Annotated in this window: 9 protein-coding genes; all 9 read left to right on the plus strand. The window is 73.4% G+C overall.

The window, feature by feature from the left end; translation table 11 throughout:
• Nucleotides 1–257 precede the first annotated feature (257 nt).
• Complete coding sequence (locus ACWEKM_RS20035; protein ID WP_451622524.1) at nucleotides 258–2,114, plus strand: fatty acyl-AMP ligase; 1,857 nt, start codon at nucleotides 258–260, stop codon at nucleotides 2,112–2,114.
• Between the two features lies 1 nt (nucleotide 2,115).
• The gene (locus ACWEKM_RS20040) at nucleotides 2,116–4,014 is read left to right on the plus strand and encodes an acyl-CoA dehydrogenase family protein (protein ID WP_451622525.1); all 1,899 of its coding nucleotides are present in this window, start codon (nucleotides 2,116–2,118) and stop codon (nucleotides 4,012–4,014) included.
• On the plus strand, nucleotides 4,008–5,798 hold the full coding sequence (locus ACWEKM_RS20045; RefSeq protein WP_451622526.1) for an acyl-CoA dehydrogenase family protein: 1,791 nt from the start codon (nucleotides 4,008–4,010) through the stop codon (nucleotides 5,796–5,798). Before ACWEKM_RS20040 ends, ACWEKM_RS20045 begins: the two co-directional genes overlap by 7 nt.
• Before the next feature lie 102 nt (nucleotides 5,799–5,900).
• Nucleotides 5,901–6,188, plus strand: coding sequence for an acyl carrier protein (locus tag ACWEKM_RS20050; RefSeq protein ID WP_451622527.1), 288 nt, complete (start codon nucleotides 5,901–5,903; stop codon nucleotides 6,186–6,188).
• Nucleotides 6,188–9,250 (plus strand): type I polyketide synthase, encoded by a 3,063-nt coding sequence (locus ACWEKM_RS20055; protein ID WP_451622574.1) that lies wholly within the window; start codon nucleotides 6,188–6,190, stop codon nucleotides 9,248–9,250. Before ACWEKM_RS20050 ends, ACWEKM_RS20055 begins: the two co-directional genes overlap by 1 nt.
• Nucleotides 9,247–10,278: a 3-oxoacyl-ACP synthase III family protein gene (locus ACWEKM_RS20060; RefSeq protein ID WP_451622528.1), complete on the plus strand. Its 1,032-nt coding sequence runs from the start codon at nucleotides 9,247–9,249 to the stop codon at nucleotides 10,276–10,278. The genes ACWEKM_RS20055 and ACWEKM_RS20060 overlap by 4 nt, the downstream gene beginning before the upstream one ends.
• Nucleotides 10,275–10,541, plus strand: a complete 267-nt coding sequence (locus ACWEKM_RS20065; protein WP_451622529.1) for an acyl carrier protein — start codon at nucleotides 10,275–10,277, stop codon at nucleotides 10,539–10,541. The genes ACWEKM_RS20060 and ACWEKM_RS20065 overlap by 4 nt, the downstream gene beginning before the upstream one ends.
• A complete protein-coding gene (locus tag ACWEKM_RS20070; protein WP_451622530.1) occupies nucleotides 10,538–11,398 on the plus strand; it encodes a 2-oxo acid dehydrogenase subunit E2 in 861 nt (286 codons plus the stop codon). Before ACWEKM_RS20065 ends, ACWEKM_RS20070 begins: the two co-directional genes overlap by 4 nt.
• Nucleotides 11,304–12,136: 4'-phosphopantetheinyl transferase family protein (locus ACWEKM_RS20075; protein WP_451622531.1), on the plus strand; the 833-nt coding region annotated here is incomplete at its 3' end. The genes ACWEKM_RS20070 and ACWEKM_RS20075, both read left to right, overlap by 95 nt.

Consider the following 12,136-nt stretch of genomic DNA (forward strand, 5'->3'; position numbering starts at 1 on the left):
GAGAGTGCGTGCCTGGGGGCACCTTCCAGCGGTAGCTGGGGGAGGGTCGCGGGGCTGGGGGCACCTCCCGGCCGAAGGCTGGGGGAGGGAATGTGACGGCAGGGCCCAGGCCGGACGGTGCGGGTGCGCGCCGTCCACGGCCACCGGGTGCCCGGAACGCACAAGCGTCTCCTTAGCGCCCCGGACGACGATCGTCATGTCAGAGCAACCCGTGCCGGCGCCACGCCAGCGGAACTCGGAGAGGTCGGAGAAAGACGTTGACGAACTTCCGGACCTTCACGGAAATAGTTCTGGAACGCACCGAAGCCCGCAGCGCCGCGGATGCCTTCATCTTCCTGCCCGACGACGCCCGCGGCTCGGTGCCCCAGCACCTCACCTTCGCCGGGCTCGACCAGGAGGCGCGCAGGATCGCGTCCTGGCTCCAGGCGCGCGGGGCCGCGGGCCGCCAGGTCCTGCTGCTCTACCCGGCGGGCCTGGACTTCATCAAGGCGTTCACCGCCTGTCTGTACGCCGGTGCCGTGGCCGTGCCCGGACCGCTGCCCACCGAGCAGGGCCAGCACTTCTCCCGGGTCTCCGGCATTCTGCGCGACGCCGAGGCGTGCGCGGTGCTCACCGACTCGGCCCACGCCCCCGAGATCTCCGCCTGGCTGGCCGCGGAGGGCATCACCGACGTGCCGTGCCTGGCCACCGACGACCCGGCACAGGGCGCCGCGGACGCCTGGCACGCCCCCGCCCTCACCCCGGACAGCCTCGCCTTCCTGCAGTACACCTCCGGCTCGACCAGCGACCCCAAGGGCGTCGTGGTCTCGCACCGCAACCTGCTCGCCAACGAGGCGGCGATCCAGCGGTCGCTCGGCACCGGCCCGGAAACCGTGTGCGGCGGCTGGCTGCCCTTCTACCACGACATGGGCCTGATCGGGCACATCCTCCAACCGCTCTACCTCGGCATCCCCGCCGTCCTGATGGCGCCCTTCAGCTTCCTCAAACGACCCGTGCGCTGGCTGAAGATGATCGGCGACTACGGGGTCACCAGCGGCGGCGGCCCCAACTTCGCCTACGACCTGTGCGTGCGCAGGGTCACCGACGCACAGCTGGAGACGCTCGACCTGTCCACCTGGACGACCGCCTGCAACGGCGCCGAACCGGTCCGGGCCGAGACCGTCCGTGCCTTCACCGAGCGCTTCGCGCCCGCGGGATTCAGGCCCGAGGCGTTCTTCCCCTGCTACGGCATGGCCGAGACGACCCTGCTGGTCTCCGGCACCCCGCGTACCGCCGCCCCCCGCGTGCTCGACGTCGACGCCGCGGCCCTGGAACGCGGCGAACTCGCCGACCCGCGTGCGGACCAGCCCACGCGTTCCCTCGTCAGCAGCGGGATCGCGCGGGACTTCGAGGTCCGCATCGTCGACCCGGAGACCCGCGTCGAGAGGTCCGCGGGACACGTCGGCGAGATCTGGCTCAAGGGCGACAGCATCGCCTCCGGCTACTGGAAGCGGCCCGAGACCAACAAGGAGATCTTCGACGCGGTGATCCGCGCCGCCACCGGCGAAGTCGAAGTCGAAGTCGACGGCGCAGGCGACGCCACCGGCGAAGGTGACGACGGCGGCTGGCTGCGCACCGGCGACATGGGAGTCCTGCGGGACGGACAGCTCTATGTCACCGGCCGGCGCAAGGAGATGGTCATCCTCGCGGGCCGCAACCTCTACCCGCAGGACGTCGAACGCGCCGTCCAGTCCGTGGACCCGGCCTTCGGCACCGGCGCGGGCGCCGTCTTCGCCGTCGAGACCGACCGCGAGCACCTGGTGGCGATCCAGGAGGTCCGCCCCGGCAGCGTCTCCGGCGACCTGCGCACCCTCGCCTCCGCGGTACAGGGCTTCATCAGCAAGGAGTTCAGCATCCCGGCCGGCAACATCCTGCTGGTCCGCCCCGGAACCGTCCGCAAGACCACCAGCGGCAAGATCCAGCGGACCCTGATGCGCAAGCTGTTCCTGGACGGCCAGATCACCGCGCTGTACGAGGTCCTGGAGCCGGCCGTCCGCGAACTGGTCGCCGCCGCCGACACCGGTCCGGCCGCCGAAGCCGGGCCCGCCGCCCCGTCCCTGGAATCGGTGGTCTGACGTGGAACACCCGCCCTACCGGCTCGCGGAGGAGTTCGACCGTTTCCTCGGCGACCCCGGCGACCCCGACGAGGTCTTCTCCTACGCCCGCTGCGCGGAACTCGACGACAACGAGGAGTTCCCCGCCGACATCTGCCGCCGCTTCGAGGAGTGGGGCCTGCCCGACCAGTACGTACCCGTCGAGCACGGCGGCCGGCTGCGCGACTACGAGCAGGTCCTCCAACTCGTCCGCGCCGTCGCCCGCCGCGATCTGACCTGCGCCATCGGCCACGGCAAGACCTACCTCGGCGGGGTCTGCGTGTGGGTGGCGGGCTCCGCTGCGCAGGGCGCCCGGCTCGGCGCCGACATCATGGCCGGGGTCCCGGTCTCCCTCGGGCTCACCGAACGCGCCCACGGCAGCGACCTGCTCGCCGGCGAGGTACACACCGACGCGACGGCGGACACCGCGGACCACTGGCTGGTCAGCGGCGAGAAATGGCTGATCAACAACGCCACCCGGGGGTCGGTGCTGTCGCTGCTGACCCGCACCCGCCCGGACGGGGGCCCGCGCGGCTTCAGCGTCCTCCTCGTCGACAAGCGCGAACTCGACGAGGCCGGCTACCGCCACCTTCCGAAGATCCGCACCCACGGCATCCGCGGCGCCGACATCTCGGGCATCGCCTTCGACGGCGCCCGCGTGCCGCGCACCGCCCTCGTCGGTGCCGAGGGCGCCGGTCTGGAGATCGTGCTGAAGGCGCTCCAGCTCACCCGCACCATGTGCGCGGCGCTGTCGCTCGGCGCCGGCGACCACGGGCTGCGGCTCGGTCTGGACTTCGCCGAGGAGCGCGAGCTGTACGGCCGGCGGCTGATCGACCTCCCGCAGGCCCGGCATGTGCTGACCGGCGCCGCCGCCGACGTCCTGCTGCACGAGGCGGTCGCGCTGGTCGCCGCCCGCGCCGTGCAGAGCCAGACCGCGGAACTCGGCGTCACCTCGGCCGTCACCAAGTACCTGCTGCCCACCGGCACCGACCAGATCCTCGCCGATCTGACCGGGCTGCTCGGCGCCCGCGCCTTCCTCAAGGGCGTCCACGCCGACGGCCGGTTCGCCAAGCTCCAGCGCGACCACCGCATCGTCGGACTCTTCGACGGCAACACCCTGGTCAACCTCAACTCCCTGATCAACCAGTTCCGGTCACTGGTACGCGGCTTCCGGCGCGGCACCGGCGACACGGCGGGCGGCGCCACCGCCTGCGATCTCGGCGCACCGCTGCCGCCCCTGGACCCGACGAAGCTGTCACTCGTCGCCCGGCACGGCAGCGGACTCATGGCGGGGCTCGCCGCCTCCGTCGAGGAGATCACCCGGCGCGCGGGCCACGACCCCGCGCTCGGCCCGGTCGCCGAGGCCGCGCGGCGGCTGCTCGCCGTCACCACCGCGGTGCACACCGAGATGGAGGAGTACCAGGGCGCGCTCACCGAGGTACCGCCCGCCGCCTTCGAGGTCGCGCGCCGCTACACCCTGTGCTGGGCCGGAGCGGCCTGCCTCGGCCTGTGGACACACAGCGCCGACCGCTTCCTCGGCGCCCCCGGCGAAGCAGGCGACCCCGGAGCCCCCGAAGACGCAGGCGTCCCCGGAGCCCCCGAAGACGCAGGCGTCCCCGATGACGCAGGCGACCTCGGCGAACCCGCCACCGGGGCGCTGTGGCGCGACGGCCTGTGGCTGCACACCGCCCTCGACCGGCTCCTGGTCCGCCTCGGCGAACCGGCGGCGGCCGGCCCCGAGACCTACGAAGAACTGCTCGGCGCCCTGCGGGCGGCCCGCTCCTCGGGCCGGCTGTTCTCGCTGCTGCCGCAGCGGGGCCCCGAGCGGCGGCCCGCGGCGCAGGGCGCGGCCGCCGGCGAGAGGGAGAGGACGTCATGCTGATCGCTGCTGAGCCCCAGGACCCGCGCCAGGCGACCGCCGCCGCGGCCGACGGCCACGGGGCACCGGGACAGGAGGCACGGGCCGCGGCACGCGTCGCCGAACTGGACCGGCGCCTCGGCGACCCCACCGACGAGGCGGGCGAACTGTCCTACGCCCGGCTGATCGAGGCGGACGAGGCCGGTGAACTCTCCGCGGCCGGCGAGCGCGCCCTGGACGAACTGAGGCTCGGCGCCGAGTTCGTGCCGAGCGCCGAGGGCGGCCGCCTGGAGCGACTCGACACCCTGGTACGGGTCATGCGGCAGGTGTTCCGCCGCGATGTCGCCCTCGGCCTCGGCTACGGCGTGACCTCCTTCATGGCCGGGGTGAACGTCTGGACCTCCGGGGACGCCGGGCAACGCGCACGTCTCGCCCGGATCCTCACCGGCGGCGGCAAGGTCTCGGTCGCCTACCACGAACTCGCGCACGGCAACGACTTCGTGCGCAACGAGTTCGCGGCCAGCCCCGCGCCGGGCGGCGGATTTCTGCTGAACGGCGCCAAGCAGGTCATCAACAACGCCGACCGCGCGGACGCCTGGGTGCTGTTCAGCCGCACCAGCCCCGCACCGGGCAGCCGCAGCCACTCCGTGCTGTTCGTCGAGCGCGAAGGGCTCGGCACGGACACCTGGGGGGTGCTGCCGCGCTACGACGCCGTCGGCGTGCGCGGCTGCCACCTGTCCGGACTGCGCTTCGACGACACGCCCGTGTCGTCCTCGGCCCTCGTCGGCGAGAGCGGAACCGGGGTCGAAACCGCCCTGCGCGCCTTCCAGATCACCAGGGCCGCGCTGCCCGGCATGGCGGTCGGCACCGCCGACACGGCCCTGCGCACCGTCGTACGCTTCGCGCTGGGCCGACGGCTCTACCGCAAGTCCGTCCTGGACATCCCGCACGCCAAGGCCACCCTGTCCGGGGCCTTCACCGACCTGCTGACCTGCGACAGCCTCTCGCTGGCCGCGACCCGGGCGGTGCACCTGCTGCCCGAGCAGACCAGCGTCCTCGCCGCCGCCACCAAGTACCTCGTCCCGAAGCTGCTCACCGACACCCTGCACGAGCTGTCCATCGTGCTCGGCGCCCGCTTCTACCTCCGCGAGGGCGAACACGGCATCTTCCAGAAGCACCTTCGGGACCTGCCCGTGCTCAGCCTCGGCCACGCCGGCTCCGCGGCCTGCCAGGCCACGATCATCCCCCAGCTGTCCCGGCTCGCCCGGCGCTCCTGGTTCAGCGACGAACCGGCCCCCGCGGAACTCTTCCGACCGCGCGCCGCACTGCCGGACCTCCCCTTCGACCGGCTCACCCTGGCGAGCGGACGGGACGGGCTCAGCGCGACCCTGGTCGCCGCCGCCGACACACCGCGCGGCGCGACCCCTGAGGAACGGGCCGTCCAGGGGCTCGTGCGGGACCTGGTGGACGAGCTGCGACAGGTCCAGGAGGCGAGCCGGACGCTCGCACCCCAGGACCGTACGGCCCTCGCAGGTCCCGCCGCCTTCGCCCTCGCCGACCGGTACGCCGTCCTGCTCGCCGCCGCCGCGGCGATCGGCGTCCGGCAGCAGGCGGCCCACGACGGCCACGACGCGTTCCTCGCGGACCCCGCCTGGCTCGCCGCCGCACTGCACCGGCTCGCCCGGCGGCTCGGCCGGCGGCCCACCGCGCTCCCGGCGTCCGTGGACGCCCGGCTGCACGAGGAAGTACTGCGCAGGTTCCATGCGCGCACCGGCTACGACCTGTACGACACCCCGCTCACCGGCTGACGGACGCCGGCCGGCCCGCCACGGACCCCGGCCGTCCACGACGGCCGCCGGACGGCACCACGACAGCACGCGACCACCGCTCACCCCGCCGAGGAGTGCACCATGCCCGTTCCGACCACCGGACACACCACCGAGTCTTTGACCACGTGGTTGGCCGAGCGCATCGCCCTCTACCTCAAGCGGCAGCCCGCCGACATCGACCCGGACGTGCCCCTCGCGGAGTACGGTCTCGACTCCGTCGCCGCCCTCAGCCTGTGCGGCGACATCGAGGACGACTTCGACGTCGTCATGGAGCCGACGATCGCCTGGGACTACCCGACGGTGCACGCGCTCGCCGGCCACCTCCTGGAGGAGCTCGCCGCGGGCACCGCGCAGGGCGGCGACGCTTGATGGAACCCGTGGCCATCGTCGGCATCGACTGCAGATTCCCGGGGGCGCCCGACACCGGCGCCTACTGGGACCTGCTGATGCGCGGCGCAGACGGGGTGGGGGAGGTGCCCCGGCAGCGGTGGGACGCAAAGGAGTTCTACTCGCCGGCCGGGGAGGAAGGACGCACCAACACCACCGAGGGCGGCTTCATCGCCGACCCGGACGCCTTCGACAACGAGTTCTTCACCATCTCCCCGCGCGAGGCCGCCGCCATGGACCCCCAGCAGCGGCTGCTGCTGCAGTCCGCGTGGCGGGCGGTCGAGGACGCGGGGATCGCCCCGCGCACCCTCGCCGGCACCCGGACCGGGGTGTTCGTCGGCATCATGGGCAACGAGTGGGCGCACCTGCACCTCACCGACTACGCCAACGTCACCGCCCAGGTCGGCTCCGGCAACGGCTACTGCATGACCGCCAACCGGATCTCGTACCACCTCGACCTGAAGGGCCCGAGCCTCGCCGTCGACACCGCCTGCTCCTCCTCGCTGGTCGCCGCGCATCTCGCGGTGAACGCCCTGCTGGCCGAGGAATGCGACCACGCACTCGTCGGCGGCGTCAACGTGGCCCTCACCCCGGCCCTGTCGATCTTCTACACCCAGGCCGGACTCTCCGCCCCCGACGGGCGCTGCAAGCCGTTCAGTGGCGAGGCGGACGGCATCGGCCGCGGCGAGGGCGTCGGCACGGTCGTGCTGCGCAGGCTGCGGGACGCGCTCGCCGACGGCCAGCGTGTGTACGCCGTCATCCGCGGCACCGCCGTCAACCAGGACGGCCGCAGCAACGGGCTGACCGCGCCCAACCGGTGGGCCCAGCAGGACGTCCTCGGCGCCGCCTACCGCAGGGCCGGGATCGAACCCTCCGACGTGGTCTTCACCGAGGCCCACGGCACCGGCACCGGCCTCGGCGACATGATGGAGGTGAAGGCGCTCGGCCACCACCACGCCGGCCGATCCGGCACGCCCATGGCCCTCGGCTCGGTCAAGGGCAACCTCGGCCACACCGAGGGCGCCGCCGGCATCGCCGGGCTGATCAAGGTCGCCCTGTCCCTGCACCACCGGGTGGTCCCCGCCAGCCGGCACGCGGCCAAGGAGAGCAAGCAGCTCAAGCTGCGCGACCACGGACTGCGCCTGCTGAAGGCCCCGCTGCGGCTGCCCGCCGGACCCGCCGTCGGCGGACTCAGCAGCTTCGGCATGGGCGGCACCAACGCACACGCCGTCCTGGAGTCCGCGCCCGCGCCCGCCGCCCGCCCCGAAGGGGCCGACGGCGCCGCGCCCGGCGGCATCGGCGCCGCCGTCTTCACCCTCACCGCGCCGAACGCCGACGCACTGCGCCGCAACCTGCTGGCCCAGGCGGACGCGGCGGCGGCCCGCCGGGTGCCGCTGGGCCCGCTGGCCAGGTCCAGCAACCGGGTCAAGACCGGCCACCGCCACCGCTTCGCGACCGCCGCCACGGACACCCGTGAACTCGTCGCCACCCTGCGCGAGTCGGCCGCCGAACCCGAACTGCTCGCCCGGCTCTCCGGCTCTCCGGCCGGCCGGCCCCGTATCGCGTTCCTGTTCACCGGTCAGGGCGCGCAGTACCCGCGGATGACCGCCGCACTGTACGCACAGTCGCCGCTCTACCGGCACTTCCTGGACGAGGCCGACGCCGCGCTGCTCCCGTACACCGGGCGGTCCGTGCGCGACCTGATCCTCGCCGGCGACGAGGAGGTGCACAGTACCCGGTGGACGCAGCCCGCGCTGTTCGCCGTCGGCTACGCCCTGGGCCGGACCCTGACGGAACTCGGCGCGCACCCCGGCATGCTCCTCGGCCACAGCGTCGGCGAGTTCGCCGCCGCCGTCCTGGCCCGGGCGCTCCCGCTGGACGGCGCCGCCCGGCTGGTCGCCGCCCGCGGCGCCCTGATGCAGGAACTCCCCGCGGGCGGCGGCATGCTGTCCGTCCGGGCCGCCCGGGCGGAACTGGCGGCGTGGCTCGAAGCGGAACCCCTGGTCGGTGTCGCCGCGGTCAACGGCCCCACCGCCACGGTGCTCTCCGGCGACCTGGCGGCCCTGGAACGCATCGGCGCCGAGATCGCCGCCGCGGGACTCACCACCCGCAGACTCCAGGTGTCGCACGCCTTCCACTCCCCGCTGATGCGGCCCGTACTGGCCCGCTTCGCCGAGATCGCCGAAGAGGTCGGCGGCACGGTGCCCGAGATCCCGGTGTACTCGACCGTGCGCGGCCGGGTGCTCGACGGCGAGGCGATGGACGCCCCGTACTGGGTCGAACACATCGGCGCCACCGTGCTGTTCGGTGACGCGGCCACGGCCCTGCTCGCCGCGGACCCGACCCACCTGGTGGAGATCGGCCCCGGGCCGGTGCTCTCCGGGATGGTGCGCCGCCTCGACGGGCCCGCCACGGGCGCGGGCCCGGCACATGTGCTGCCGGTGCGCGACCCCGAGTCCGCAGGACGGGCCCTCGCCGAGGCCCTCGCCGAGCTGTACCGCGGCGGCGTCGAACCCGACTGGGACGCCGCGTACGCACCCGAGGAACGCCTCGCGCACCCGTTGCCGCCGTACGCCTTCTCCACCCGGACCCGCTACTGGGCGAGGCATTCCGTGCGGACCCCGGCAGCGGCGGCCGGGCCGACCACCCCGGCAGGCGCACCGCACCAGGAGCCGGAGACCACCCAGGACTCCGCTGTCCTCACCCCGGACCGGCCCGGCGGCCCGGCGGACCCGGTCACGGACGCCGTCCTCGACGCCGTCCGGCTGGTCGGCGGCTACGCCGACGCCGAGATCGGCCCCCACGACCGGCTCTACGAGGACCTCGGCTTCGACTCCGTCATGATCATGGAACTGAAGAACCGGCTGGAGGCCCGGCTCACCGGCCTCGGCACCCTGACGGTCCAGGACCTGCTGCCCCGGCTCTCCTCCATCGGCGACCTCATCGCCTTCCTGCGCGAGTCCGGCGCGACGCCGCCCGGCCCCGCGGACCACGGCGACCGCCAGGAGGACCCGGCGCTCAGGGAAGAGGAGAGGACGGCATGACCACCCCGACGACTGCGACAAGTTATCTCGCCGCCATCGGCACCGCGCTGCCCGGCGACCCGGTGGACAACGCCACCCTGGCCAAGGTGCTCGGCATCAACGAGGAGTGGATCGAGGTCTTCATCGGCACCAGGACGCGGTACTTCGCCCGGGACCTCGGCACCGGGGTGGTGCGCTGGTCGCTCGCCGACCTGTGCGCGCAGGCCGCCGAGCGGGCCCTCGCCACCCCCGGCACCGACCCGTCCGAGATCGAGTTCATCGTGCTCGGCACGGCCACCCCCGACACCCTGATGCCCGCCACCGTCAACCACGTCGCCGACCAGCTCGGCCTGGACCAGGTGCCCACCTTCCAGCTCCAGTCCGGCTGCGCCGGTGCCGTACAGGCCCTCGGCGTCGCCCAGTCGATGATCGCCTCCGGCCAGTACCGCACCGGCCTCGTCATCGGCGGCGACGTGTGCAGCAAACACCTCGACCTGGGGCGCGACGTGTCCGGCGCCGCACCCGGCGACCTCGTCAACTACGTCCTGTTCGGTGACGGCGCCGGGGCGGCCGTCCTCACCGACGAGCCACGCGGCGAGGGCGTCGCACTGCGCCACGTCCTCAACCGCTTCACCGGCCTCGGCCGCAAGCCCGGACAGATCATCGAGTGGTTCGGGCTCGCCGACCGGTACGACGACCGGCAGGCCCTCACCGAGGACTACAAGGCCATCGAGGAGTCCGTGCCCGTCATGGCCGTCGAGATCCTCTGGGAGCTGCTCGGCGAACTCGACTGGGACGCCGACCAGCTCGACTATCTGCTGCCGCCCCAGCTGTCCGGCCGGATGACCCGCCGGATCACCGAGGAACTCGACATGCCGGCCGCGCACGAAGTCTCGTGCGTCGCGGACACCGGCAACAACGGAAACGCCCTGCCCTTCCTGCAGATCGAGAAGTTGCTGGAGCGGATGTCCGGCGGCGAGCGGGCCCTCGCGGTCGCCGTCGAGTCCAGCAAGTGGATCAAGGCCGGCTTCGCCCTGGAGAAGATATGAGCATCGACGGCACCGCCCCCGCGCCCGCCACGGGCGGCTTCACCCTCGACGACTACGTCCGGCTCGTCAACGACGAGATCGGCATGCCGCTCACCCCCGAGCAGGTGGCCGCCGACTTCGACGAACTGCCCGACTGGGACTCGCTGTACCTCCTCAAGCTGGTCACCGCCCTGGAAGCCGCCCTCGGCCGCAAGATCCCGGTCGGCAGGGTCCTCGCGGCCCGCAGCCTCAAGGAGATCCACGAACTGGCGGTGACCGGGTGAGCACCACCGCCGAGGCCGTACGGCGCCGCCGCCACACCCTGTACTTCCTGGAGTGGGCGGCGGCCCAGCGGCCTGTGCACCTGGACACCGACGTCGACATGACCCGCGTCCAGGCGCACCGCGCCGTCGCCCGCGACAACGGCCGGCGCTACTCGGTGGTCAGCTATCTGCTGTACGCGGCCGGGCGGGTCCTCGACCGGCATCCGGAGGCCAACGCCGTCATGGCACCCGGCTGGCCCGCACCGCTCAGACGCCCGAGGATCGTCCGCTTCGACGGCGTCACCGCCAAAGTCGCCCTGGACCGGCCCGTCGAGGGCGAACGCACCGTCCTCTCGGCGCTCCTGCCCGGCCTGGAGGCGGCGAACCTGCGCGAGATCCAGCAGCGCATCGACCGCTACCGGGGCGAACAGGCCGCCGAACTCCCCGAGTTCAAGGGCGTACGGACACTGGGCCGACTCCCGGTCCCGTTCGGCCGGGCCGCCTTCGCCGCGGCGCTGCGCGATCCGCACCGGCGGGCCGGCGTGTTCGGCACCGTCTCGGTCAGCTCGCTGGGCCACCGGACCGTCGACGGCTTCCACTCGGCGGGCGGCACCGCCGTGACCCTCTGCGCGGGCCGCATCGTGGACCGCGCGGTGGTCCGCGACGGCGTCGTGGTGCCCGCGCCGATGATGCGACTCGGCCTCACCTTCGACCACCGGGTGATCGACGGCGCGACGGCGGCCGACGTGCTGTCCGATCTTCACCACACGATGGAGACCTTCGATGACGGCACCTGGGCGCCCGACCCCGGGCCGGACCCTCGGGGAACCGATCGCGATCCGCGGGCCCTCGGCGGGCTGGCGCAGGGTACGCACTGACCTGGAACAGCACGGCGCCGCGCTGCTCTGCGCCCGCCAGGACGACTGGCAACCCGAAGGGGCGGGCACCCGGCGACTGCGCGTGCTCCTCGGCCATGACTGGGAGCGCTACCGGGAACTGACGCACCCGAAGGTCCGCACCCGGTTCGCCGCCTCCCGGGTCCTGCTGAAGTTCGCCGCCGCGGCGGCGCTCGGCGTACGGCCGCAGTCCGTCGAACTCGGCTACAGCCTCACCGGCCGCCCCTTCCTGCGCGGCTACGACGGGGTGCACATCAGCCTCAGCCACACCGACGACCTGCTGCTGGTCGGCCTCGCCGGCGACGGCGCCATCGGCGTCGACGCCGAGCGCAGCGACCGCGTCCTGTACGGTTCCGGACTCGCCCGGCACATGTGCACCCCGTACGAGACACAGCGGATCGAGTCCCTGCCGGTCGCGGAGCGCAACCCCGCCCTGCTGCGCCTGTGGACCCTGAAGGAGGCGTACAGCAAGGCCATCGGCCTCGGCATGCTGTTCCGCTTCACCGACTTCGGTTTCGACCCGGACGGCGCCCCCACGGATGTGCTGCGCCCCGACGGCACCCCCGGCACGGTCGGCTCCTGGGCCTTCCACACCTTGTCGTTCGCCGAACCCGAAAACCAGGGTGTCGCGGGTGGCGACGCCGGGTTGGGGGCCAAGGCGGTCACCACGGCCGCCCCCGCGCCCAAACCCGGCCAACTCGCAGCCCGGGGGGCGGCGCG

It is taken from the genome of Streptomyces sp. NPDC004752 (assembly GCF_053601275.1).

What these genes read in the sequence shown, in the direction of transcription:
- ACWEKM_RS20055 (WP_451622574.1), top strand. Translation starts at nt 6,188, where the DNA reads ATGGAACCCGTGGCCATCGTCGGCATCGACTGCAGATTCCCGGGGGCG.
- ACWEKM_RS20065 (WP_451622529.1), top strand. Translation starts at nt 10,275, where the DNA reads ATGAGCATCGACGGCACCGCCCCCGCGCCCGCCACGGGCGGCTTCACC.
- ACWEKM_RS20060 (WP_451622528.1), top strand. Translation starts at nt 9,247, where the DNA reads ATGACCACCCCGACGACTGCGACAAGTTATCTCGCCGCCATCGGCACC.
- ACWEKM_RS20050 (WP_451622527.1), top strand. Translation starts at nt 5,901, where the DNA reads ATGCCCGTTCCGACCACCGGACACACCACCGAGTCTTTGACCACGTGG.
- ACWEKM_RS20045 (WP_451622526.1), top strand. Translation starts at nt 4,008, where the DNA reads ATGCTGATCGCTGCTGAGCCCCAGGACCCGCGCCAGGCGACCGCCGCC.